The organism is Gracilibacillus sp. Marseille-QA3620, from assembly GCF_054950035.1.
Map to the genome: position 1 here is coordinate 508276 of NZ_CM143102.1, position 23634 is coordinate 531909.

Annotated in this window: 24 protein-coding genes and 1 pseudogene; 14 read left to right on the forward strand and 11 right to left on the reverse strand. The window is 41.0% G+C overall.

Annotated features, from left to right (window positions below; all coding sequences use genetic code 11):
• Positions 1 to 39: 39 nt before the first annotated feature.
• Positions 40 to 1230 carry an MFS transporter gene (locus tag ACY8DX_RS02570; RefSeq protein ID WP_049672239.1) on the reverse strand — a complete coding sequence of 397 codons (1191 nt, stop codon included), beginning with the start codon at positions 1228 to 1230 and terminating at the stop codon, positions 40 to 42.
• 113 nt (positions 1231 to 1343) lie between these two features.
• Here ACY8DX_RS02570 and cax point away from each other — a divergent pair, with 113 nt between their 5' ends.
• The 9 genes from cax (at position 1344) to ACY8DX_RS02615 (ending at position 10373) form a co-directional block, all read left to right on the forward strand.
• Complete coding sequence (cax, locus tag ACY8DX_RS02575) at positions 1344 to 2408, forward strand: calcium/proton exchanger (protein WP_049672238.1); 1065 nt, start codon at positions 1344 to 1346, stop codon at positions 2406 to 2408.
• A gap of 527 nt (positions 2409 to 2935) precedes the next feature.
• Complete coding sequence (locus ACY8DX_RS02580; protein ID WP_462406154.1) at positions 2936 to 3754, forward strand: YfkD family protein; 819 nt, start codon at positions 2936 to 2938, stop codon at positions 3752 to 3754.
• Positions 3754 to 3924, forward strand: coding sequence for a hypothetical protein (locus ACY8DX_RS02585; protein WP_462406155.1), 171 nt, complete (start codon positions 3754 to 3756; stop codon positions 3922 to 3924). Before ACY8DX_RS02580 ends, ACY8DX_RS02585 begins: the two co-directional genes overlap by 1 nt.
• Positions 3925 to 3937: 13 nt before the next feature.
• Positions 3938 to 4177 (forward strand): SE1561 family protein, encoded by a 240-nt coding sequence (locus ACY8DX_RS02590; RefSeq protein ID WP_049672236.1) that lies wholly within the window; start codon positions 3938 to 3940, stop codon positions 4175 to 4177.
• A gap of 85 nt (positions 4178 to 4262) precedes the next feature.
• Positions 4263 to 5072, forward strand: coding sequence for a delta-lactam-biosynthetic de-N-acetylase (gene pdaA, locus ACY8DX_RS02595; protein ID WP_439803457.1), 810 nt, complete (start codon positions 4263 to 4265; stop codon positions 5070 to 5072).
• Between the two features lie 259 nt (positions 5073 to 5331).
• A complete protein-coding gene (locus tag ACY8DX_RS02600; RefSeq protein WP_049672235.1) occupies positions 5332 to 6366 on the forward strand; it encodes an oxidoreductase in 1035 nt (344 codons plus the stop codon).
• Between the two features lie 674 nt (positions 6367 to 7040).
• Positions 7041 to 7343 carry a CPBP family intramembrane glutamic endopeptidase gene (locus ACY8DX_RS02605; protein ID WP_462406883.1) on the forward strand — a complete coding sequence of 101 codons (303 nt, stop codon included), beginning with the start codon at positions 7041 to 7043 and terminating at the stop codon, positions 7341 to 7343.
• A 291-nt stretch (positions 7344 to 7634) separates the two neighbouring features.
• On the forward strand, positions 7635 to 8444 hold the full coding sequence (locus ACY8DX_RS02610; RefSeq protein WP_049672226.1) for a zinc ribbon domain-containing protein: 810 nt from the start codon (positions 7635 to 7637) through the stop codon (positions 8442 to 8444).
• Positions 8445 to 8519: 75 nt separating this feature from the next.
• Positions 8520 to 10373, forward strand: a complete 1854-nt coding sequence (locus tag ACY8DX_RS02615) for a zinc ribbon domain-containing protein (RefSeq protein WP_462406156.1) — start codon at positions 8520 to 8522, stop codon at positions 10371 to 10373.
• Positions 10374 to 10464: 91 nt separating this feature from the next.
• On the opposite strand, the gene ACY8DX_RS02620 is transcribed toward ACY8DX_RS02615, so the two are convergent.
• Positions 10465 to 10890, reverse strand: a complete 426-nt coding sequence (locus tag ACY8DX_RS02620) for a hypothetical protein (RefSeq protein WP_049672224.1) — start codon at positions 10888 to 10890, stop codon at positions 10465 to 10467.
• A 379-nt stretch (positions 10891 to 11269) separates the two neighbouring features.
• Between ACY8DX_RS02620 and recQ the strand changes: the two genes are divergently transcribed.
• The 3 genes from recQ to rlmD all read left to right on the forward strand — a co-directional run bounded on the left by recQ (position 11270) and on the right by rlmD (position 15739).
• Positions 11270 to 13408 carry a DNA helicase RecQ gene (gene recQ / locus ACY8DX_RS02625; protein WP_049672223.1) on the forward strand — a complete coding sequence of 713 codons (2139 nt, stop codon included), beginning with the start codon at positions 11270 to 11272 and terminating at the stop codon, positions 13406 to 13408.
• A gap of 73 nt (positions 13409 to 13481) precedes the next feature.
• Positions 13482 to 14354: a DNA-3-methyladenine glycosylase family protein gene (locus tag ACY8DX_RS02630; protein ID WP_049672222.1), complete on the forward strand. Its 873-nt coding sequence runs from the start codon at positions 13482 to 13484 to the stop codon at positions 14352 to 14354.
• Positions 14324 to 15739, forward strand: coding sequence for a 23S rRNA (uracil(1939)-C(5))-methyltransferase RlmD (rlmD, locus tag ACY8DX_RS02635; protein ID WP_462406157.1), 1416 nt, complete (start codon positions 14324 to 14326; stop codon positions 15737 to 15739). The genes ACY8DX_RS02630 and rlmD overlap by 31 nt, the downstream gene beginning before the upstream one ends.
• Positions 15740 to 16718: 979 nt before the next feature.
• Here the strand turns inward: rlmD and ACY8DX_RS02640 are convergent.
• The 3 genes from ACY8DX_RS02640 to ACY8DX_RS02650 form a co-directional block, all read right to left on the reverse strand.
• Entirely contained in the window at positions 16719 to 16844 is a 126-nt protein-coding gene (locus ACY8DX_RS02640) for a hypothetical protein (RefSeq protein ID WP_462406158.1), read from the reverse strand.
• Between the two features lie 258 nt (positions 16845 to 17102).
• Positions 17103 to 18314: a hypothetical protein gene (locus ACY8DX_RS02645; RefSeq protein WP_439803170.1), complete on the reverse strand. Its 1212-nt coding sequence runs from the start codon at positions 18312 to 18314 to the stop codon at positions 17103 to 17105.
• An 81-nt stretch (positions 18315 to 18395) separates the two neighbouring features.
• Positions 18396 to 19112, reverse strand: coding sequence for a C39 family peptidase (locus ACY8DX_RS02650; RefSeq protein ID WP_439803169.1), 717 nt, complete (start codon positions 19110 to 19112; stop codon positions 18396 to 18398).
• A 529-nt stretch (positions 19113 to 19641) separates the two neighbouring features.
• Here ACY8DX_RS02650 and ACY8DX_RS02655 point away from each other — a divergent pair.
• Both ACY8DX_RS02655 and ACY8DX_RS02660 read left to right on the forward strand, forming a co-directional pair.
• Positions 19642 to 19938 carry a hypothetical protein gene (locus tag ACY8DX_RS02655; RefSeq protein WP_462406159.1) on the forward strand — a complete coding sequence of 99 codons (297 nt, stop codon included), beginning with the start codon at positions 19642 to 19644 and terminating at the stop codon, positions 19936 to 19938.
• Between the two features lie 256 nt (positions 19939 to 20194).
• Positions 20195 to 20395: a hypothetical protein gene (locus ACY8DX_RS02660; protein WP_439803171.1), complete on the forward strand. Its 201-nt coding sequence runs from the start codon at positions 20195 to 20197 to the stop codon at positions 20393 to 20395.
• On the opposite strand, the pseudogene ACY8DX_RS02665 reads toward ACY8DX_RS02660, so the two are convergent.
• From ACY8DX_RS02665 to ACY8DX_RS02690, 6 genes and pseudogenes are all read right to left on the reverse strand, one after another.
• Positions 20386 to 20562: pseudogene (locus ACY8DX_RS02665) on the reverse strand (IS3 family transposase); the annotation flags it as partial. The gene ACY8DX_RS02660 and the pseudogene ACY8DX_RS02665 sit on opposite strands and share 10 nt — an antisense overlap.
• Before the next feature lie 342 nt (positions 20563 to 20904).
• The gene (locus ACY8DX_RS02670; RefSeq protein ID WP_439803168.1) at positions 20905 to 21063 is read right to left on the reverse strand and encodes an IS3 family transposase; all 159 of its coding nucleotides are present in this window, start codon (positions 21061 to 21063) and stop codon (positions 20905 to 20907) included.
• Positions 21064 to 21104: 41 nt separating this feature from the next.
• Entirely contained in the window at positions 21105 to 21656 is a 552-nt protein-coding gene (locus ACY8DX_RS02675) for a helix-turn-helix domain-containing protein (RefSeq protein ID WP_439803167.1), read from the reverse strand.
• A 76-nt stretch (positions 21657 to 21732) separates the two neighbouring features.
• Positions 21733 to 22566, reverse strand: a complete 834-nt coding sequence (locus ACY8DX_RS02680) for a hypothetical protein (RefSeq protein WP_462406160.1) — start codon at positions 22564 to 22566, stop codon at positions 21733 to 21735.
• Positions 22567 to 22584: 18 nt separating this feature from the next.
• Positions 22585 to 23079 (reverse strand): hypothetical protein, encoded by a 495-nt coding sequence (locus tag ACY8DX_RS02685; protein ID WP_462406161.1) that lies wholly within the window; start codon positions 23077 to 23079, stop codon positions 22585 to 22587.
• Between the two features lie 18 nt (positions 23080 to 23097).
• Entirely contained in the window at positions 23098 to 23598 is a 501-nt protein-coding gene (locus ACY8DX_RS02690; RefSeq protein ID WP_462406162.1) for a carbohydrate-binding protein, read from the reverse strand.
• Between the last annotated feature and the right edge of the window lie 36 nt (positions 23599 to 23634).

Here is a 23634-nt window from a genome sequence, read left to right on the forward strand (position 1 = left end):
TTTGCTTTCGTTTTCTGGGGATAGAAAAAGGTATGCACCTCATATAGAGGAGTGCATACCTTTTTTTGTGTCTTCATACTTTGGTTTAAACAGACTGACTGCAGTTAATATTATAATCAGCATAGCACCGAGCACGAGAAGGAAGTTCCCGCCAGGCATGAATTGAATCGCCAGCCCGCCGAAAAAGGGGCCAGCAATGCTTCCGATACTGAAGACAACGCCGAATATAATGTTACCTGCTGGAAGCAGCTGGGGCGGCAGGAGGTCAGTCATATAGCTCATGCCAAGTGAAAAGGTAGATCCGACGAACATACCGGCGATGAAGATGGCCGCAAATAAACCAATTGCCGTCTGCTCAATAAACCCTGCTGTAAGGAACGTGGCTGATCCTCCAAGCAGAATCAGCACTAGTACACGCTTTCTCCCGATTGTATCGCTTAACATCCCAAGCGGAATTTGAGAGACAAGGCTGCCGATGGCAAAGGCAGGCAGGATAAAGGATACTTGCTGAATATCTAAATCAAGCCTTAAAGCATAAACCGGGAAGTTCCCATTTAATGAGGCTTCAAGAAACCCATAGCCAAATGGCGGAAGGAAAGCTACCCATGCGTATTTCGCTACTTTTTTGAAACGGCGGAGCGTGCCAAGGAAATTGGCGCTTTCCATGTCCTCCTCCGGATGCTCGTTCTTAAGCAGGAAAACCGTCAGCCATGCAAGCAGGCTGATGATGGAGGCAGCCATGAAGGGTAGTGAGCGATTGATTTCAATCAGATTGGTTAACATAGGCCCTGCGGCAAAACCGAGGCTGAAGGAAAGTCCGTAAACGGCCAGGTTCCGTCCCCTTTTGTGCATAGGCGTGAAGGCTGTAATCCACGTCTGGGTAGTGAAGTGAAGGGTGTGATCCCCGATTCCAATGATCATTCGCAAAAGGAACCAAAACCAGAAGGAATCCAGGAATGGAAACAAGAGAAACGCACACACTACCGTCATGCCGCCAAACATGATAAGCGGTTTGTAACCAAATTTTCGTAATGGGATCTCCATAAACGGGGAGATTAATAATATGCCTAGGTAGAGACCTGTCGCATTTAAACCATTCATTGAGGAACTAATCCCATCCTGTTCAAAAATGATGGATATAAGCGGAAGCAGCATGCCTTGCGAGAAACCTGATACTCCGACAAGGATGATGAGCGACCAAAACCGTATTCTTTCATATTGTGTATTCATTCTTTTATGCTCCTCGTTCTGTCTGAAATAAATGTTAAGTTTCTTTATGTATTTTGGCAATAGTAATAGTAGCAATTATCAAAAATATTTTTCTTGCTGTAAAGGAGATTGTAATGGGACAAAAAATCTTTTTCATTCTAATTATTATTGGATTGCCGCTTTCAATAGCGGGTTCATTGCTTGGATGGCCAAGCCTGTTGATGTTCGCCGTCTATTGTTTGACGATTATCGCACTTGCGAGTTTCATGGGGAGAGCGACGGAAAGCTTAGCCATTATTGCCGGGCCAAGGATTGGCGGTCTGTTAAATGCGACATTCGGAAATGCGGTTGAGCTGATCATCTCCATCTTCTCCTTAAAAGCGGGACTTATTGGAATCGTACTTGCTTCATTGACAGGGAGTGTCATAGGCAATTTACTACTAGTAACGGGGGCTTCCTTTTTCCTCGGAGGGTTGAAATTTAAACGGCAGAAATTCAATGTGTTTGATGCCCGCCATAATGCAGGGCTAATGACATTTGGTGTTTTGGTTGCCTTCATTATACCTGAGGTGTTTGCTGGAGAGATTGATGCTGACAAACAAATGGTGCTGAGTGCAGGGATTTCGATTATCCTTATTCTTCTCTATATCGCGGCCCTGTACTTCAAGCTCGTCACTCACCGCGGGGTTTATAGCCGTCAAGATGAGGGACAGGCCCTTATAGAGGAAGAGGAGGAGCCGGAGTGGGGAAAGAGAAGGGCAATTATCGTCCTAGCTCTTGCTACACTTGCTGTTGCTTATGTATCGGAGAATTTGGTCCATACATTTGAGGTTGTCGGCGAACAGCTTGGATGGACAGAGCTGTTCATTGGGGTTATTATTGTCGCAATTGTCGGGAATGCGGCTGAGCATGCATCCGCTGTTATCTTTGCGTTCAAAAATAAAATGGACATAGCAGTCGAAATTGCCGTTGGCTCGACGCTTCAGGTGGCTATGTTTGTCGCGCCGGTGCTCGTGCTGGTTTCCTTCCTGTTCGAGGAGCAGATGCCGCTTGTCTTCACGCTGCCGGAGCTAGTAGCTATGGCCCTGTCTGTGCTCTTAATGATTGTTATCACCAATGATGGAGAGTCAAACTGGTTTGAAGGGCTTACCCTGATTGCGGCATATGTGCTGATGGGGCTCGGATTTTATTTAATATAGGAATGTGAAAAAGGACCCTGAATGCGCTATATGCGTGTTCAGGGTCCTTTATAAGTGTTCCTGTACGTTCATAATAAAAGCCAAATGCCATTCAACAAATAGGATAGTCTACTCGAGTTACCTTGCTATTGGTCACCGCCTTTTCATGGATAGTGGTCCGCGGCATTTTGCAAACTGACGAAATCGATAACGTGCTTTTGCTTCGTGAGGATTGTTTCGATAAGCATTCCTCCCAGTGGTTTTTGCTGGTTAGTGATTTCGCCTCCTTTGCTGTTGGTTAGGACTATAATAACATGCATGCAGACTTTTGTAAATATTCTGAAATTTACAAAATTGTTACAAGTGAACCATGGTCGCTTTATTTTTGTGACAATAATATGGAAAAATAAATCAGCTTATTAACTGCATAGATTTCTGCTTGCTGACAGAAAATAACGGCACAAAATTCTTTTAGGCAGACTTTATGAAGGGCAGATCAGAGCGTTCTTTGATAAAGTCTTTTGTTCTCAATGAAAGGAGTTCCATGCATGAAGAAGAGTGCATTTATTTTATTGTCCGCGATGATGCTTTTTCTCGTTCCTGCTGAACATTTTGCTGCTCCTCCCGTTAAGCTTGAACAAAAAAGCACGGAAGCAAAATACAAGATTCCTGATTCTGTTTTATCAATCAATAAAGAGAATACGTACCCGAATGTCAGCCAGGATATTCCAACACTTGAGCCGAGTGAGCTTTCGAAGCAATTGCTTGATTCCAGCAATGTCAAAATTGAGAACCCTGAGCTGATTCATATGCTGAATGAAACAAATATCGGGACAAATCCAGTCGCATTTTGGTATAGAGCAACAATCTATTTAGGGAAATGGGCACTCAATTATGAGTCAATGGAAACTTCGCCAAACTGGGAATACCAGAAGGTTAATACGAACTTCTATGACAATCGCGGCGGCAATGCTAATTTTCAAATTCACTATGTACAAGAGACACAGAAGGTTGTTAAAGGCGGCTTAACAGCAAAGATTCCATCGAGTGGTGATGTTCAGAAAATGATGCTGATGAGGGCTTCCGCAAATTCTAAGCTTCCTCTTGCTTTTGAGACAGTCGTTGGTGCAGGTACGAAGAAGGACCGTATTTATAATATACCGCCAAAACGGCTTGGTTATTTATATACGTATGCTTCTGCCATTAATGAAAAGGGAAAGGTGACATATGGTGAGGTATATCTTGTCCTTAAGGGCAGCAAGCGGGAGATTATTGTGAAGAATGTGACCTCGCAAGGAATAGGAGCATGGATTCCTATCCAAGATCATGCCTCATTTGAATTCAAGGCCGCTGTGCGTCCAAGCTGATGATTGTTACGGCTTCAAAGAAAACAGGCTGGTTGAAGCCTGTTTTTCTGTTGCAGACAGGCGAATTATCGTTTACGATAGGAGTTATCCCGGATAGGAGACTTCCGTCTAAAAAGAAATCATCTGTCCGAAAGCGTCCGATTGATTTAACTAACAATCAGCGAGGATAAAAATCCCCGTTAAATGGAAGGTTCATCTTATGTGAAAGGAGTCGGATTACGCGTGACAACACCGATTTATAATAGAGAAGATCAAGTGAGATATTTAAAGGACCGCCTCGAATTGTTTATTGAGGTATTAAACCAAATGGAGCCTGAGACAACTGACGTGGAAGATATTGACCGTTTAATTGAGATGGTTGATTCTATTGAGGAGAAATTCCAAAGCTTTAAAAACCGTCCGGATGCAGAGCCTGAAGCCTAAGTGCTTTAGGCTTTTTTTATTGTATAATTCCTGTCCTTCAGCAAAAAATATACAGACTAACTTTTTACGATTAGGAGGGACATCGGTGAAAAAGACCATCATTACATGCTTGTCAGTCTTAATGATGTTTGGGCTATGTCTCGGCACCGCGCAGGCTGTCTCAAATGTCCGCTATGATTGGGGATTTAATAAAGGTAAGAACGAGGAGCCGGCAGATGCTGGGCCGAAATACAATGCCATCGTGGAGAAATACGGGGCGATTTATAAGGTTGAAACAACAAAGAAGGAGATCTATCTTACCTTTGATAACGGCTATGAGAATGGGTATACCGAGAAGGTATTGGATGTATTGAAGGAACATAAGGTACCGGCGGCCTTCTTTGTTACAGGGCACTATTTAAAAACAGCTGAGCCGCTTGTGAAGCGGATGGTGAAGGAAGGGCATATTATCGGGAACCATTCCTGGAATCATCCTGACTTCACTCATGTTTCAGATGATAAATTAAAAGAAGAGCTCGATACCGTTAAGCAGAAAACAGCGGAATTGACCGGGCAAAAGGAAATGAAGTATATGCGTCCGCCTCGCGGAATTTTTAGCGAGAGGACTCTCCAGCTATGCAATGACCTAGGATATAAGCATATACTTTGGTCAGTTGCCTTTCTTGATTGGGATGTGAACCGTCAGCAGGGATGGAAATATTCCTATGATAACATCATGGCGCAAGTACACCCTGGGGCGATTATCTTGCTTCACTCTGTATCGCGTGACAATGCCGAGGCACTGGGCAAAGCCATTACCGATTTGAAAAAGCGCGGATACACCTTTAAGAGTCTGGATGAACTGCCTGCTATAAAAGCACCTGAGAAAAAAGAGCCGAATGATTTGAAGAGCTAGAGAGAATGCAGCTAAATCCTTAACGAAGTGAAAGGGTTTAGCTGCTTTTTTTTTGTGAAGGTTAAAGGAATGTACCGCGAATTTCCTGTTATGGAATAAAAATATTCAATAAAGGGTTTTCATACTTCGTTACAATAGAATATATAGACTAAAATAGATGGAGCGGTGTTCACAGCAAAGCTGTTATATGTGGAGTGAATACTCAATAAATGTTTCAATGGATTATTAATAGACTAGAAGAATGAGGAGAGTCACGCAGATGAAACCAATCAAAACAGCTATTATTGGATACGGGCTATCAGGTTCTAAATTCCATGCCCCGTTTATTCAAGATATGAAGGAATTTGAGTTATCCGCAATTGTTGTTCGTAATCCAGAGAAGATTCATGCTGGTGTACAGGATATCCCTGTATATGAATCGATTGAAAAGGTGCTTGAGGAAAAGCCGGAAATTGAATTAGTCATCATCTCAACTCCGACACCAACTCACTATTCTATAGCGAAAACAGCGATTCAAGCTGGTAAGCATTTAATCGTCGAAAAGCCATTTGTGGTAACGATTGAAGAAGGTGAAGAACTGATTGCCTTGGCGAAAGAGCATAACACGGTCTTAAGTGTTTACCAAAACCGCCGCTGGGACGGTGATTATCTGACAGTGAAGGATTTGATTGACTCTGGAAGATTAGGGAATGTACATACGATTGAAATGAACTGGGACCGCTACCGCAAGGAAGTGCGCGACCGATGGAAGGAAAACGATATCCCGGGAAGCGGTGTATTTTATGATATCGCTCCGCATATGCTTGACCAAGCCTTGTGTTTGTGGGGAGAGCCATCTGCGATTTATGGGAATTTGCAAAAGCAGCGAGAAGGAGCGAAGGCAACCGATTACTTCCATGTTGTCCTTGAATATGAGAAGGGAAGTATTCTCATTCGCGGGGGCACATTGGTTGCGGCTCAAACACCGCGATTTGCTATTCATGGATCTGAAGGCTCCTATATTGTTTGCGGTCATGATCCTCAAGAGGCGCAGCTGCAAGCGGGTATCATGCCAAATGACGAAGAGTATGGCAAGCGGGATGAAAACCGCGTCAGTCTTTTGGTGAAACCGGATGGAACGAAAGAAAGAATCGAGGTCGCTATTGGTCATTATGCAGACTATTTCAAACAAGTCGCAGACGCCATCCGCGAAGGAAGTGAAGTCCCAGTAACAGGTGAAGAGGGCTTAGCGGTTATTCGTTTAATTGAAGCCGGCATTGAGAGTGCGAAAGAGAAGAAGATTGTGATTAATTAAGTATAAATACATGAACCATAGGAGGCAGAGGAAGTTCTGTCTCCTATGGTTTTTTTGTTGGATTTAGGTCGAAAGGCATCTAGATAAATGCTAAGCACAGGAAGAGCAGAATGCCCTCGAAGTAGAGGGTTCTGGCTGCATCCGAAGGACTTAATAGAAAGCTGTTTTCGTATGGATTGTTGCTAATGAGCCATAAAAAAAGAGACAGCTTGTTTGCTGTCTCCGTTGTTTAACGAAAGCCCCCTTTACTTTAAGTACATTGTTTCACAAACTTAACTCACAAATTTCATTTTTCCGTTTGCCTAATAAAGAGTTCAACAGAATAAGGTATTATTCTTTCTTGGATTAATGCACCTGTTAACAAAGAATAGAGGATTTAAAATTATATATATAGAATTATTAATCTATAACAAAATCTTAAGCAGGAGGATTTCATATTGGAGATTCAAGTAATTAGTTTAATCCTAACTGTGTTATTTTTATTTATCTTCCCGAAAACTAGAGCCTTTTATATCAAATTGTTGGATTTTAGCGTATTAAAAAGATTAAATACATACGTAATTATTTTTATGGCTTTATTACTCATTTTTATTTCAAATTTATTTATTTTTAATAGGAGCTTATCTGCGACATTCGATTATCTCACTAATTCATATTCAAGAACGGGAACAATGATGTTAGATACATACGAGTTGGTTCTATTTATAATCAATTTGACACTTTTGCTGCCTATCTTTGAAGAATTGGTATTTAGAGCTCCCATCTCCATTTGGGCAAATAAACTTCCTAGTTACCTCATTACCTTATTCATTTCTTCCGTTTTATTTGGTTTTACCCATCCAGAATACCCTCTGTTTGGTTTTATATTAGGTATAGCGTTCGGCTTAGTATTCAGATTTACAAAATCTTTAATTCCAGCACTCCTAACGCATTTCTTATGGAATGTATTTACTTTATTCTATTATAATTACATTTAAGTACATACTATGAGATAACATACCAACTTGAGCTAATCTGCCCTTTAGTTGAAGAAGGTATCTCCATTTATTGGTATCACAGAAATTGATTTTTCTCTTATTATTCAAAAGCAACAATCTATACGAAAACAGCCTAATAGAAAGAGATGAGGAGCGGGAGAGGGATATAGGATGTTAAAAAAAGTAAAATCTTTATGATAAAAGGACTAAATGTGTACTGAATATTATGATATATTAATCTTTGGTTGTGTTATAAAAGTCAATCAAATAAAGAGAAAAGGAGATGCTTTCATGAAATGTCCAAATTGTCAGCATGAGAATGAAGGAGGAAACTTTTGCGAAAATTGTGGGACGCGCTTAGTTGAAGCTTCAAAAAGCAGCGAACAGCAGCCAAATCATCCAGTTAAGGAGGAAGGGACAGCGACTGCCCAAGCAGAGGATTATTTAAAAAAGACGAAAGATCAGTCCAAGCAATATGTAAATTATTTTTTTGATGTGTTTAAGAAACCTTATGCGAGTATTCAGGAACCAATGGATAAACAACAGTTTATACATGCTATTATAACGATCGTTTTATTTAGTTTGTTTATCCCGTTATCAATCTATTTTGGCTTAAGGGGAGTGGTAAGCCGTTTAAATAGTTTAGATACTTATGGATTTGGCGGCAGTACATATATAGACTTGCCTTTCATGGACATCGTGATTAAACCATTCTTTGCCTTCGGTATCTTCATTGTGCTTGTGGCTGCTTTTACCTTCCTTTCCGTTAAATTAGGACGAGTGAATGCGACATTTAAAGAGGTATTTACCAGGTATGGAATCTTACTTATTCCGTTTGTGTTTTTGCTCGCTATTGGTTTACTTCTCTCATTATTGAAGGTTAGCTTGTTTATCCTATTTCTCACATTAGGTTTAGTTGGAGGGGTTTATATCGCCGTACCGATGGTGCTTGCATTTTATAAGAAAGAAGCACCGGAGGACGGGATGGATGCAGTATACGGTACTTTGTTAACGTATATCTTGATTAGTGTGCTTGTATATATCATGGGTGAAATGCTGTTTGATTCATTATTGTCCAATATTGGGTCTTTCCTTTGGTAAGAATGAAAGTCGACAATCCCATATCTAGAGAACATTCATGCAATAGTCTAAGAAGATTTCGATGGAGGAGTTTGAATGAAGTATTGTAAGAATTGCGGTCAAGAATTAAGTTCAAATGCCCAATTTTGTAAAGCATGCGGCACACCTGTCAATCAAGAGAAAAAAGCTGGGACTCACGAGTCAAATAGGCTACCGGAAAGACAGCCGATATCGCCTAAAAAGAAGAAGTGGCTAATTGCGGGGTCAGCTGCGGCAATCATCTTGCTAGCAGTCTATTTGGTTGGGCAGAATCTTCTATCGAAAGACAGGATGATTAATCAATTTGAAGAGGCATTGAACAATCATGATGAAAAAGCAATTGCGAAAATACTCGACACGAATGACAAAAAGCTTGAAATCAATAAAGAGACGGTCGGCGCCTTTGTGAAATACTATCAGGAAAATCCTGAAGAAATCAAAGAAACAGTCGATGCACTAAGGAAACAAGCTGTCGTGATGGATAATGGGAAGAATGTAAATAGGTATGATGATTTATTTGGTTCCTCGGATGACCAAATGGTTCGTCTTGTCCAAGACGGAAAATTCCTTGTTTATGACAAGTATGAACTCATGGTGGATTCTGTCTATCTGACCGTCGAGACGAATTATAAGGATACAGAGCTCACCATTGATGGGAAAACGGTTGGTAAAGCAAATCAAGCAGATTTTGAAAAGACATATGGTCCATATGTTCCGGGCATTCACGAACTACAGGCCAAGCTTAAGACGGATTTTGTTGATCTAGTCGTCGATGAAACCGTAACGGCTTACGGCGGAAGCGAACCAACCGTCAATCTGTACTTAGATGGCAAGGAAGTACAGATTAATACGTCTGTTAATGCGGAGAATCTGAACCTTAAGGGGAAGCTTTATGTAAATGGGAAAGATGTTGGCGTTAATCCATTTAAAAATCCGGTATTTGGACCAGTATTAACAGATGGCAGCATGAAGGTGGCTGTAGAAGCGGAACTTCCATGGGGGAAGGTCAAGACAAAAGAAAAAGAGATTGATCGTCATTATGTCGACATTAATTTCGGCGAAAATGAAGAAACACAGAAGGGTATCATGGATGCGATTGTGAAAAATAATCGTGAAGCGTTGATTGCCTATACAAGTGGATCTACCTCCAAGATGACTCAAGCTACCGATGATTATAAAAAGTCAGTCAAGGAAGATGTTGATGAACTAAAGGTTTTTGAACAATCCTATACAGGAAAATACATGGGCACAGTCTTTGACCTTAATTCATTTACTGTTTCCTACATGGAGAATGCATGGACAGCTGATGTGAGTGCCCTGGTGAGTTATCAAGATGATACCTATTTTAAAGGGGATAGCCCCTCTCTTGAAGATCGGGATGAAACCTATGCCATTTCTCTGATTTACGATGAAAAAGCGAAGAAATGGTTAGTGGATTCTATGGTGTATACTTATTCTTTCGATGATGAAAACACAAAAGAAGTGAAAGAAAAATCGCCAAAGCAATATACGACGGCAGGAGGAAAATCAACAGAGGTCAAACAAGGCTCAGAGAATGATGATGACTTATCTACAGTCGCTGCACAACTGATGGATAGCTATCTGAATGGGCTGATTTCAGCAATCAATCAAAATAATTTCAGCGCTGTATCTCCATATATGAAAGAGAGCAGTGAGCTTTATAAAAGTCAGAAAAGCTTAGTCGGCTCTCTCTATTCAAAAGGAACCAGCGAGGAATTGGTTGAATATGAAGTCACAGATGTCAAAGAGAATCATGGCATAATCACCATATCAACCAATGAAACGATTAAGATAAACTATTCCAGCGGAAAATCAGAAACAAAGGAATATGAATGGACCTATAAGGCCGTTAATGATAATGGGGCATATTTACTGACCTCCATAGAATAGAAGAAACAGACAGGTATTAGTGGGGAGTTACGCCATTTAATACCTGTCTTTCTTTTTTGGAGGATAGGGATTATAGAGAGGAAAGACTTGTTTATTCATCGATTACATCATTTGCCTCAACCTTTAATACTTCGTAGTCTCTGAAGGCATCCTCAGTGTTGACTTTTAATTCTTCTGTTCGATCGGTAAAGGTGAGATAGCTTCCTTCAGGGTTGATGGCTAGGTCAATTAATGGTTTTGCCTCGCTGTAAATCTCATAAGTAAGCTCATAGTTGTCCTGCAATTCCTCAGGCATAGCCTTTAAGTCCTCGATGCCTGTTTCCATTTCTTCGCTGCCGGCAATGAGTTGATCGAGAGTGCCGTCTTCTTCATAACCCGCATACAGAAGGAGGATAGCTTCATCGAAATCAGCTGCATAAGTGCCATTTACAAAAGTGCCGTCATCCCAGATTGCGTCAGACCAAACTGTTGAAGTCTCATCAACCACTTCTTCCGCAAGGGCAACTGTGTCCTCCATTTGCTGTACATATGCATTATTCTGGCTGATGTAATCTCTGACAAGTTGTTCGTGCTGTGCTTGCTGGACACTAGTTGCAATGATTCTTCCCGCGATGATGAGAGCACATAAGGCAGCTATGCCTCCCGAAGATATAGGCTTTTCGATGTGGATGCTGCTTTATTTTTTTTATGAGGTCATCGATATGCTCCTTGAAAGAGTGCCCGGTAGATTCTAAATCGATTGTACTGCTCATTTCCCTCACTCCTTTATAGATTCCTCTACTATGATTTTTCCCAGTTTTCATCTTCCCGTAAACTAGCAGGAGATAGAAGATTTTTAAGAGTGGTTAGGCTATAATGAAAAGATAAATTCACATGCGAACGGAGGAGAGAAGGACATGCTTGAAGAAGCTAGTTCCCTATTAAAGAAGCACTTTGGTTATGAACAATTCCGGGAAGGCCAAAGGAAAATCATTGAACAGGTCTTGAATGGCACCGATACGCTTGGCATCATGCCGACAGGCGGAGGGAAATCCATCTGCTATCAAATTCCTGCCTTGGTTATACCGGGCGTTACCCTCGTAATCTCTCCCTTAATCTCTCTCATGAAGGACCAGGTCGATGCACTTGATCAGGCAGGTATCCCCGCCACTTTTATCAATAGTTCCCTAAGCGCACAAGAAGTGAACGACAGGCTGTCGGATGTTCAATATGGTGCTTATAAGCTGCTTTATCTAGCGCCGGAGCGGCTTGAAAGCCATGCGTTCATGGAGGAAATCCGCCGTTTGCCGGTAGGCCTGATCGCGGTTGATGAAGCGCACTGTATTTCACAATGGGGCCATGACTTCCGTCCAAGTTATTTGCGTATTCAATCGCTTGCTGGCCAGTTGGATTCGAAACCTGTTGTGCTGGCACTTACAGCAACAGCGACACCGCGCGTGCAGGAGGATATCCGCAGGGCACTAGATATATTGAATGAGAATACAGTCTTGACCGGATTTGAACGGAGCAACTTAAGCTTTCAGGTCATCAAGGGGCAGAACAAGCAGAAATTCATTGATGCGTACGTGAAGAAGAATCGGTCTGTCTCAGGAATCATCTATTGCGCGACTCGCAAGACAGTCGATCATTTATATGAGCGGCTCCGACAAAAGGGAATAGCTGTTGGGCGCTATCATGCCGGACTATCAGCGGAGGAAAGGGAGCGTGAGCAGGACCGCTTTCTGCGGGATGAAATCACGGTCATGATTGCGACAAATGCCTTTGGCATGGGGATCGATAAATCCGATGTCCGCTATGTAATTCATGCGCAGATGCCAAAGAATATGGAGGGCTATTATCAGGAAGCGGGCCGTGCCGGTCGTGATGGACTCCCAAGTGATTGCCTGCTCTTGCATTCTGAACAGGACGTGCAGGTGCAGCGGTTCCTGATTGATCAGTCTCAAGGGGATGAGGAACATAAAGAAGCTGAGCTGAAAAAGCTCTACCAAATGCGTGACTACTGCCATACACAAGGCTGTCTGCAGGCATTCATTCTCCATTATTTTGGCGAGGGAGAGGCGCAAAACTGCGGCCGGTGCTCCAATTGCCTTGATGAGCGGAGTTCAGTAGATGTGACGAAGGAAGCGCAAATGGTTCTTTCATGCATGATCCGCATGGGGGAGCGATTCGGGAAAATGATGGTGTCCCAAGTGCTGACCGGTTCTGCGAATAAGAAGGTGCTTGAGCAAGGATTTGACCGTCTGCCTACCTATGGGCTCATGAAACAGCAGTCAGCGAAGGATGTCGGAGATTTGATTGACTTTCTTACCTCTGAGCAATATATCGGCATAACAGGCGGGCAGTTTCCCCTCCTATTTGTTACCCAGTCAGGGAAGGAGGTCCTTCTCGGCAAGAAGAATGTTATGAGGAAGGAAGCGGTTCGCATATCAAGTATTGCACTTGATGACCCGTTATTTGAGGAGCTGCGTGCTTTACGGAAGGAAATTGCCGGAGAGGAGAAGGTGCCTCCATACTTAATCTTCTCAGATCAAGCTTTGCGGGATATGTGTGGCAAACAGCCGGCAACGGTGGATGACTTCCTGGACGTGAAGGGCGTCGGTAAGCAGAAGGCTGAGAAATATGCAGAACGATTTATCGAGGCGATTGCGGCCTTTCTTTCTGAACATGAATATGAGGCGAAGATCGTCACGGAGGAAGAGAAGACGGTGAAGAAGACGAAGGCAGCGGTGAAGAATTCTCATTTGGACACATATGAGCTGTATAAGACGGGCATGAGCGTAAAGGAAATGGCCAAAGAGCGCGACCTTTCTGTGCAGACAATTGAGTCTCATTTATTCCGTTGTCTTGATGAAGGGATGGAGCTTGAATGGTCTTCCTTTTTTACAGCAGAGGAAGAGGAACAAATCATCAAAGCGATGGAAGATGCGGGCAGTGAATTCTTGAAGCCGATCAAGGAGGCTTTGCCTGAGGGAATCAGCTATACAGCCATTAAGGCAGTCCTGAAGAAGCGGCAGATCGAGATGGCAAAAGCTTAAGTTGAACATGTACACATGAGAAGAGAAAACCTGTTATAATAACGGGACGATTCTTGCATAAGGGGAGATGGGGATGTGGAAGGAAAGCATTCAGGTTGAAGGACCGTATAATTTCGACCTTGTCTTAGAGCGGATTAGCCTTGATCCGCTGCATGAAATTGATTTAATCAATCGATTGATTAAGGTACCCTTGCTGATAGAAGGGAAGCCATATGTGTATCAGGTCCAGGCAGCTGGCACCGTCGATGCACCTGCCTTCCTCATTAGCGGCGAAGCCGAACAGGAGAAGGCAATAAGCAGGCTTTCGGATATCTTTCAGTGGAATCTTCCCTTGGCCCAAATTCATGCCCATTTTAGCAAAAGTAGGTTAAAAGACATATTTGAAGTCCACCGGGGAACACCGCTCATTCTGGAGTTTGACCTGTACGGATGCTTGGTGAAAAATATCATTCATCAGCAGTTGAATATGGCATTCGCTCAGAAGCTGACAATGGACTTTGTGCATACATTTGGATTCAAGCAGGATGGAGTCTGGTTTTACCCAGCTCCAGAGCAGGCAGCCGCCTTGAAGGTCGAGGAGTTGCGAGCCTTGAAGTTCAGCTCGCGCAAGGCAGAATATGTGATTGGGCTTTCTGAGAAGGTGGCAAACGGGGATTTGGACCTTGAAGGGATGCGGGACTGGAGTGATGAGGCCATTATTGAGGAACTCATCAAGATTCGCGGCATCGGGCGTTGGACAGCAGAGAACTTCCTGCTCTTCGGGCTAGGGCGACCTAATTTATTCCCAAAAGCCGATATCGGCATCCAAAATGCCATCAAGCTGCTATATAATCTCGAAAAAAAGCCGACAATGGACGAAATGGACCAATTCAGCGAAACATGGCAGCCTTATTTGAGCTATGCCTCGCTTTACTTATGGAGAAGCATCGAAAAACGGAGGAATTAAAGATGAAGCAACAGGCAGCAAACATCCGTGAAGGACAAGAGATATTGCTGACAATAAAACGCCTCGGCATTAATGGGGAGGGAGTAGGCTACTATAAACGACAGGTCGTTTTCGTGCCCGGGGCACTGCCCGAGGAAGTCGTAGAAGTCAAGATTACGAACACCCATCCGAAGTATTCGGAAGGGCTCGTAAAGAAAATCAAAAAAGCGTCCCCGCACCGCGTTAAGCCTCCCTGCCCTGTTTATGATGTATGCGGAGGGTGTCAGCTGCAGCACCTCGAATATGGCCAGCAGCTGCGTGAAAAACGTGATATTGTCATCCAATCGTTAGAGCGCCACAGCCGCTTCAATGCGAGCAATGTAGACATCCGCCCGACGATTGGCATGGAAAACCCATGGAATTATCGCAACAAAAACCAATTCCAGGTCGGCACGAATGACAAACAAGAGCTGATTGCCGGTCTCTATGCAGCGAACAGCCATCATTTGATTGATATTGAAAACTGTATGGTCCAGCATGAGGCGACGAACAAGGTCACTCGGACTGTGCTCGGCATTCTGAAGGAGCTCGGAATCCCTGCTTATGATACGAAGAAAAAAAGCGGTATCGTCAAAACCGTCGTAACCCGCGTCGGCTTTGCCTCCGACCAGGTTCAGGTTGTCATCATCACGATCTCCGAAAAGCTTCCGAAAAAACGTGAAATCATTGAACAAATCAATAAGCGTCTTCCGGAAGTCATCTCTATCGTTCAGAACATTAACAAGGAAAATACGCCGCTCGTATTCGGAGAGAAAACAATTCATCTATGGGGAGAAGAAGCGATTGAGGAGAAGCTAGGGAACTTGAGCTATGAGCTCTCAGCACGGACCTTCTTCCAGCTGAATCCGGTACAAACGGTCAAGCTCTATGATGAAGTCAAAAAAGCGGCCAAGCTCAAAGGATATGAAAAAGTCGTCGATGCCTATTGCGGTGTCGGAACAATCGGCCTTTGGCTAGCCGACAGCTGTAAGGAAATCCGCGGCATGGACGTCATCCCCGAATCGATTGAGGATGCGATTCAAAATGCCGAGCGCCATAACATGGACAATGTGCATTACGAAGTCGGCAAAGCGGAGGACATCATGCCGAAATGGACGAAGGAAGGCTTCCGTCCTGATATTATAGTCGTCGACCCGCCAAGAAGCGGTCTTGATAAGAAGCTGATGGATACCATTCTAAAGACAGCTCCAAAACGAATCGTATACGTAAGCTGTAACCCATCCACTTTGGCGAAGGATCTTGAGTATATGGGCAAGCAATATCGTCCGAAATATATACAGCCAGTGGACATGTTCCCTCAGACAAGCCATATCGAATGTGTTGTGGAGATAGTGAAGCGGATGTAACCATAAAATAAAGTTTTCCTAGACAAAATAAAGTTTTCCGATTTAGACTTGGTTTTCGGTAAAATAAAGTTTTCCGATTTCCGGGTCTTTTTCAATATCCACCCGGGTTCCATCCAATACGAATCCGGGTTTTTTTCTGTTCCCATTCCCCACGATCCAGCAGGAAAGTTCCCGCTCCCATTCTCTAATAATCCCGCTCAAACCCTTGCCAATAAAGGATTTCCCAATAGGTTTATCTGGTCGCTATTCGAAAGTAGACCGTAGGTCTCCCATACTTAATACCATCTCATCCTGGTGCTATTCTGGCCTTCTCAAGCCCCTTTAATATCCATCATATTCTCTCTTATGTTTCGGAAAACTTTATTTTAACTCCCAAAAAACATGAAAAAAACATGGAAAAACAGGCGAAAAAACAGTCATTTTTGAATCGGAAAATGGTCAAAATGGGGGTTCGGTACGAAAACTTTATTTTAACTCGAACGTAGGAATGCGGGTTGGAGGGGTGTGTTTTCGGAAAACTTTATTTTGGTTACACAGAAGGTGTAACCATAAAATAAAGTTTTCCGATTTAGACTCGGTTTTCGGTAAAATAAAGTTTTCCGATTTCCGGGTCTTTTTCAATATCTAGCCGGGTTCCATCCAATACGATTCCGGGCTTTTTTCTGTGCTCATTCCTCATGATCCAGAGGGAAAGTTCCCGCTCACATTAATCTCTTATGCCCCTCTAACCATTGCCACTACAGGCTTTTTCAATAGGTTGCTCAGGCTGCTATTCGATTAACAGTGAAAGAGCGGTCCCTTTCTGTTTTGGTTATAATAATAAAATATTAACTTGACTTCCAACCATTTATCGTAAATACCTTCCTCATATGGTTCGATATACAATGAATGTGTGCTTCTTAATCCACAATTTATCCTCCTTTGCTTTTTGATCTGCTTTTTTTACTTCTGCTCCGGTAAAAATTTCAGATTTTAAAAGTCATTTATTTGCAATATTAACCCCAGGTTCATTTTTTGAATCAGTCAAATCGAGCAATTCTTTTTCTTTATTCTCTATATACTGTATACCTACTAACTCTAATAGTAAGCTAAAAGGAACATCCATGATGACTTTCCGTAAATCATAAGGGATTCATTGAAAAGGAATGAAGTCGATTACTTGAGAAAAGGTCATTAAATCATGTGGTGCTTCGTTGAAAGAAAGTGTGACTATCTAGTTCACAGATAGAGACAAAAAAATCAGTCATTATGACTGTAGAATGACATAAGTAAGGATAGGGAGACTTGCATGATTGTCTTTTCTATACATTATGGCTAACGATACAAGAAAGAGGGATGGATTGTTTGATCCATCCTTCTTTTCTTATTGAATTTTTACCACATAAAAATCTAAATTAACTTGGTCTTCATCGTTCTCAAAAACACTATAAGAAAGTATTTCATTGGTATAAATAGGTTTAGAAGTGCTGATGATTGATTCGGATATCGGACTGGCTATACCTTTTGCAATATTGAGAATATAGATTTGTTCCATGCCTCTACGAAATATAAGGGTATCTTCATTGATGAAAATAGGGGTATCGAGTGTTGTATTGATAGAATCATCTTTGAATATCTTGGCTTGGTTCAGTTTGTTTTTATTATAGATATAAAGGGAAGAACCATTTGTATAGGTGACATAATCGTTAAGATAAGTAAAATCAATAATTCCATCTTCTGTGGCAACCACTTTAGATTTTTCGCCATCTTCATTAAGATTTAAGGTGAATTTCTTTTCCCCATCTTTAAAAACGGATTTATAAAGAAGATAATTCTTAGAATCTAAATTTTCTTGAATAATATGGTAGGAGCCCTTTCGTTCTTGACTTTCATCTAGTTCATCTTTTTCTTTTATAGAGAGTTTCTTCAACTTGGTATCATAAAACATTAATTGAGATTGAATCGTTTTGGTTTTTTCATTTGCTGTGTATTTTACCCAACTAAGTGTACCATCACCGATTCGAACGGCAGGAGTGGGTGTTTCAAAATAGCTTCCGCCTGTATCAATCTCAGAAACTTTCAAATTGGATAAATTTAATGATTTGATTTTCCAGTCCACATCTGTCATTTTCCGGGTATCATATTCAGACCAATATAAAAATCCATCTTCTCCTGTCAAATTCCCAATCCCATCATTTACGTTCGTCTTATAAATAGGCTGACAGGTTCCTTTCTTTCTATCAAATAGCATAATGCGAGTTTGGGTCTCTTGGGAATCAACGAATGCTATCCCGTTATCATCTACATAATCAGGGGCCGTCATGGATTTCACACCACATTTTCCGCCACTGATGGAATATTTCTTGGTTTGAATTTTGTTATCCGTCCAGCTAGACAGATGTTCAATATACGTGCTTTTCGACTCTTCTTTGACTTCATTCGGCTCATTTTGAGGAACGGGTTTCTCCTCTTTCGTCACTTCTTCTTCCTTAACCACTTTTTCTTCCTTTTTGTTCTCATCAATGTCTGTAGAACATCCAGTTATAAAGAATGCCATAGCTAAGACTAAAGATTGATATTTACGCATTTTACTCATAACAGCACTCTCCATAATCAAAAAAATTCCTTGCAATCTAAATGGCCAATCTGAAAAGATCAGCCATTTAGGACTATTTTATTAGTACAGTAATGCTTGTCTGAAATGGGCGTTATTAGCGTTGTAAACACCTTTATGAGGATGCCATACATTACCCAATGTCACTCCTCGACCACCTTGGTCAAATGGGTCGGTTAAACGTACAAGGGCACTTGAGCTCGTTCTTAATGTAGAGTCTACTCCTGACACGTTTAAGATGTGTCCCGCCACACTACTTGTGTATTTTGGCATGTAGCTTGGACTAATCTTCAAATCCAATACCGCAGGATAATTCTTGCTTAAAGCATATTCAATTTTGTTAGACCAGTTAGAATAGGAACCAATAGAAATGTATACATAAGTGTTTTTGGATTGATTTTTATTTAAGATATCGTCTACTTTGGAGAATTCTGTCCCATCGGTTGTGGTTCCTAATTGAGATGCATAGGTAGATTGAGAACTGGAGGAACCTTTAAGGAATCCAACTACTTGCTTAACAGTGGCAGGACCGCACCAATAGTTCTTTTCTTGCTTGTAGGAAGGGACCCCTATTGTTTTATAAACACCATCTGGATCTGCCATAATATTCACCTTGGAGTTGATCTCAGCTTCTTTTTCTGCTGCTGCTTTCACTTGTTCCGCAGACATTTTATCTGGTGTAAAGTTAGGGTTATCTCCTGTACCAGATGCATGTGTGTTGATACTAGAAAAGGCAAATAAAGAACCTGCTAATATTAAACTCATTGATAACTTCTTCATATAATCCTCCCTTTTACTATTAATATAGCGGCCCGCTATAATTAGAAGTTTACAGAATCTGACAAATTATTCCTATGATAAAATCGTCTGATATTTTCGACAATAATTGAGGAACCAACAACATATTTTGACAAGAAAAGCTGCAGCTCAGAATATGTTAATTCCTCCAATCGTGTATGGATATAGAGTCAATGCAACCGAACAGTCATCCCTGCTTATCTAAGAAATGTAAATGAGTTGGAGAAAGAATTAGAGAATCTAAAGCATGTATAGAGTTATGGCCAGAGCGATGGTATATTTCCTGACGAAATACAGAAATACACGAATTGATTGCTGAAATAAAAAACTGTCAAAACTAAATGTTGTAAATTTCAAATATGAAAGAGGAGTCCATGTACCCGTTAGGAATCTATAGAACTGGTAAGAAAGTCTCCCTTTTAATAATAATTTGAAAATTTCGGAAATAATATTATTAATATGATAATAATTAGGTTGAGATTTAGACAATCGAAAAAAAGAAGGGGAGAAAATGGTGGAAAATAGGAAATTAAGATTTTTTACATTTTTTAGCTTGGTGGTACTATTGCTGTACATGGGCGAAATATCTGGAGTAAATGCTGCACCTATTGGAGGAGCAGATAGTTACCGACTGTTCGACAATGATCATGGTGCGAAAGGAAGTTCCAACAATGCCATGGAGGGAACCTGGACATATGGAACTTACGGGAATGATTATAAAGGGGATCATCGAATAGCCAAAAATCGTGGGTCAGTATATGAGTGGAGATTCAAATCGGATTCAGGCAAACGTCAATATTATGCTTAGTTACGTCTCTCTGATTTTGTGAATCCGTCAGCTTCTTACATGGTTTGGACACATAGCCTTACTTCTGAGTTATCTTGGAGCAATGATGTGGGAGATAATAATCAGAATACGGCCTATCCAGGCTGGAATAAAATAGGGAGTAAGAAATCATATGACTCGGATACGAGATTTTTCAGAGTCATGCTTATTAATGGAAGTTATAAAACCGGTGTAGATGCTTCCGAAGTAGATTTCTATAAATAAAAAGGGGGATACTATGAATAAATTAAAGGTTACACTCTTAGCCACATCAATCCTTGTTGGTGGCACAGTAGTTGGGTACGGATTTACGAACCCTGATTCATATGCCAATGCAAGCGTGGAACAGAAAAAACAGGACAGCGTGTTTACCGCTGATGAGTTAAAACTAAGTTCAAAAGAGTACATCCAAAATGTACTGAACCCTATGTTGTTATAGTAAAAAATATAATCAGTAACTGCCTGCTTGAGTTCTTCAAATGAATAATAAACTTTACCATAATACATTTCCTGCTTCATGATTCCGAAGAAGTTCTCCATTGGTGAATTATCCAGACAGTTTCCCTTCCGGGACATACTTTGAAAGATGCCATTATCTTTTAGTTCGATAGGGGCTATCTTTTGTTATTTCAATTACTTCGTCTAAAGCATCCAGGATTGCTTTTGCGTTCGGGCGTTCTGAAAACCGATAAGTTAGAATTTCACCGTTAAACATATCTAGAAATGGATCTAAATAAGCCTTCTTGATGATTAGCTTTCCTTTAGAATCAGTCGAGTAATATTTAAATTCGGATGTATCGGTTGTTAATTTTTGATGTGGGATGCTTGTATGGAATCTGCGATTGACAAGGTTTTTTGAAATCTTGCCTATGGTACCTTTATAAGTGCTGTATTTACGTGATTTACGTGTGTATGAGGTACAAGTAATACCAAGTTTATTAGTAATTCTCAGGATTTTTTGTGATTTACGATATAGCCTCTCTTACGCAATTCCATATCAATTCGACGATAGCCATAATTCCCATTATGTTCGTCTACAATAGACTGGATCACCTTTTCAATCTCTTCATCAGGATTTGAATCATTAAATCGTTTTTGCCAATACATATAGGTTGCCTTTGGAAAACCTGTGGCTTCAAGGATAACGGCTAATTTGAATTCTTTTCTGAGTTCTTGGATGATCCTGGATTCTGTTTTAGCAGTCGGCTCGGAATATTTACCCCTGAAGCTCGGAGCTTTTTTAAATAGGCATTCTCCGCACGCAGTAATTCTATTTCTTTTAAAAGTTGTTCTTCCTTCGTCAATTTCTTTTCATCTATTTTCTTTTTCGGTTTATTGGACATGGATGGACGCCCCCTTGATGTAGAGAGCCCTTTAATACCTTCATTTTGCCATCTTCTCCACCAATTTTGAATCATAGGCGGTTCAGTGATGCCAAATTTTCTAGCAACTTCTGCAAAGGATTCTCCAGTTCTTTCCTTATAGTTTAGAACATCCATTTTAAATTGAACAGGATAATGCGTAGCTGTTTTTCTGGTAACCAAGCCTTGTTTCCCATATTGTTGGAACGCACTAACCCATTTTATTATATTGGTTTTACTTCGGATTCCAAATCTACTAGCCAAGGAACCATATCCACCCTCACCAGCTAAATAAGCGTTCACTACTTTTAGCTTAAAGTCTTCATCATATTTGACCACAAAAAAACACCTCGAAAGTTAGAATTGTTTCGTCTAACTTTCGGGGTGCACATCACGTGTTTGGTCTCTTTTTTATCTACTCTACAGGAAAAGGAGATTTTTTCTTTTTATACTTTGCTGGTACGTTCGCTTTGAAATCAGATGAATGGAAAGAGGAATCTGCTTTAAACTTTGTTGTTTCTAAGCTGGTCATAACCTCGTTATCCTTGCCATACTCCTCTAATTTCAATATGATTCCACGATTCTCATCAACCCACAATTTGAATGTATCTGCCTGATGCTTTTCAGCATAATATTCATTAAATGTTCCGGATATGATGACCGCATTTTGTCCAAGATACTTCATATGTCCACTTATTTCCCACTTTGAATAATCTTCTAAAAATCCTACAGCAATCTCTTGTGGAAATAGGGATACTGAAGCGGCTGACATATAGGTTGGATCCGTTCGATAATTATATACTTTTTCATTTTTCGAATGGTCATATCTTGATTCGATAGATTTGTCCGCCTTGTCCGATTTTACCTGTTCTTCTGTGACCTTTTCATCTATTTTCAATTCTTCGTAGGACTCTTTTTCTGGGAAAGTTTGAACAAGCGTTTGGCCATCATAGACAGTATTAATTTCTTGAACACTATCCTTAATTTTCACATTTGACCGATTTCCATTTCTTGTTTGAACCTTGTAATCTACGGAATGATTAAAACCAGCAGCCTTGCTTTTATAAACAAATGTTCCTTGAGCACTTTTGAAATTATCAATGCTATTCAGCATTTTGGAATGAATTTTGTCTTGATTAAGCGTCACCGTTTCAGCGGCCTTGGCGGTCTCTAATTTTTTATCGATAGAATAAATCCCTACACCTGTTAAAAGAGAAAAGGTAACTGCGATTGGAATCAACTTTTTCATAATAACCCTCCTATATGTTTAATTGTTTACAAATTTTATCCCATCTGCACCTGTTTTAGAACCCGACACTCCCTTTTCAGAGAGCCAAATGCCTGGAGCTGTGCTCACATATCCAAATCCAACATAGTTCCAACCCCCTGGGGCATTATATTGATCAACATATTTTGTTAGAGTGGCGTTGTTAGTTCCGCTAAATTGGTATTGAGCCTTAGTATTGGTGAAGTTTACATTGTTTAAATAAGCATAATAAGAGTGAGATGCTTTACAGGTACCACCAGGGGAAGACCAAAAATATGCCCCATCTCCCGAAGGATTCTTAGACAGTCGATAATCTCCTCTGTAAGAACCTGAGTGTTTTGTGTACGTGCTAAAACCACTTCGGATTGTTAATTGGTTTGGATCATCATTATCTTCGCAATAGGTACCACAAGCCGCTTCAGCAGTCGAGATGTGAATAAAACTGGCTATGATTCCAAAAAGAATAGCTAGGGACAAAACACTGAATCTTTTCATAATAACGCTCCCTTTCGTTTATTTTGTTACGAATTTCACTCCATCTGCACCTGTTTTTCCACTTGTAGCATAAGAACTAAGAGAAAGGTGTGGTTGTCTATCGCTTAATCCAATACCAACATAGTTCCATCCTCCGGGAGCATTGTACTGATCGACATACTTTAATCCGTCACCGCCACTAGATATTTGAAAACTATATCGTGCGTCTTTATTAGTAAAGTTTACATTGTTTAAGTAAGCGTAATAGTAGACATAATCCTTACATGAACCTCCAGGTGACCACCATTGGTAAAATTGATCACTAGCAGATTTCGTGGATAATCGATAATCTCCTCTATAAGAACCTGAGTGCTTTGTGTATGTAGTAAATCCTTGGCGATACGTACCACCATTAGGGTCATCATTATCTTCGTAATAGGTACCACAAGTCGCTTTAGCAGTCGGGATATCGATGAGATTAGCCATTAAGCCAAAAAGGATAGCTAGAGATAGAACACTGAATCTCTTTAAAACGGTCACATTTTATTCCTCCTAAGTAAATATTAAACGTGTAAG

Coding starts and splice junctions, on each gene's coding strand:
- ACY8DX_RS02660 (WP_439803171.1), top strand. CDS start 20,195: ATGAATAAATTAAAGGTTACACTCTTAGCCACATCAATCCTTGTTGGT.
- ACY8DX_RS02630 (WP_049672222.1), top strand. CDS start 13,482: ATGTGGAAGGAAAGCATTCAGGTTGAAGGACCGTATAATTTCGACCTT.
- ACY8DX_RS02650 (WP_439803169.1), bottom strand. CDS start 19,112: ATGAAGAAGTTATCAATGAGTTTAATATTAGCAGGTTCTTTATTTGCC.
- ACY8DX_RS02680 (WP_462406160.1), bottom strand. CDS start 22,566: ATGAAAAAGTTGATTCCAATCGCAGTTACCTTTTCTCTTTTAACAGGT.
- ACY8DX_RS02615 (WP_462406156.1), top strand. CDS start 8,520: ATGAAGTATTGTAAGAATTGCGGTCAAGAATTAAGTTCAAATGCCCAA.
- ACY8DX_RS02645 (WP_439803170.1), bottom strand. CDS start 18,314: ATGAGTAAAATGCGTAAATATCAATCTTTAGTCTTAGCTATGGCATTC.
- ACY8DX_RS02670 (WP_439803168.1), bottom strand. CDS start 21,063: ATGTATTGGCAAAAACGATTTAATGATTCAAATCCTGATGAAGAGATT.
- ACY8DX_RS02590 (WP_049672236.1), top strand. CDS start 3,938: ATGGAAGGTTCATCTTATGTGAAAGGAGTCGGATTACGCGTGACAACA.
- ACY8DX_RS02685 (WP_462406161.1), bottom strand. CDS start 23,079: ATGAAAAGATTCAGTGTTTTGTCCCTAGCTATTCTTTTTGGAATCATA.
- cax (WP_049672238.1), top strand. CDS start 1,344: ATGGGACAAAAAATCTTTTTCATTCTAATTATTATTGGATTGCCGCTT.
- recQ (WP_049672223.1), top strand. CDS start 11,270: ATGCTTGAAGAAGCTAGTTCCCTATTAAAGAAGCACTTTGGTTATGAA.
- ACY8DX_RS02580 (WP_462406154.1), top strand. CDS start 2,936: ATGAAGAAGAGTGCATTTATTTTATTGTCCGCGATGATGCTTTTTCTC.
- ACY8DX_RS02610 (WP_049672226.1), top strand. CDS start 7,635: ATGAAATGTCCAAATTGTCAGCATGAGAATGAAGGAGGAAACTTTTGC.
- rlmD (WP_462406157.1), top strand. CDS start 14,324: ATGGAGAAGCATCGAAAAACGGAGGAATTAAAGATGAAGCAACAGGCA.
- ACY8DX_RS02655 (WP_462406159.1), top strand. CDS start 19,642: ATGGTGGAAAATAGGAAATTAAGATTTTTTACATTTTTTAGCTTGGTG.
- ACY8DX_RS02570 (WP_049672239.1), bottom strand. CDS start 1,230: ATGAATACACAATATGAAAGAATACGGTTTTGGTCGCTCATCATCCTT.
- ACY8DX_RS02585 (WP_462406155.1), top strand. CDS start 3,754: ATGATTGTTACGGCTTCAAAGAAAACAGGCTGGTTGAAGCCTGTTTTT.
- ACY8DX_RS02600 (WP_049672235.1), top strand. CDS start 5,332: ATGAAACCAATCAAAACAGCTATTATTGGATACGGGCTATCAGGTTCT.
- ACY8DX_RS02620 (WP_049672224.1), bottom strand. CDS start 10,890: ATGGAGGACACAGTTGCCCTTGCGGAAGAAGTGGTTGATGAGACTTCA.
- ACY8DX_RS02605 (WP_462406883.1), top strand. CDS start 7,041: ATGTTAGATACATACGAGTTGGTTCTATTTATAATCAATTTGACACTT.
- ACY8DX_RS02640 (WP_462406158.1), bottom strand. CDS start 16,844: ATGGATGTTCCTTTTAGCTTACTATTAGAGTTAGTAGGTATACAGTAT.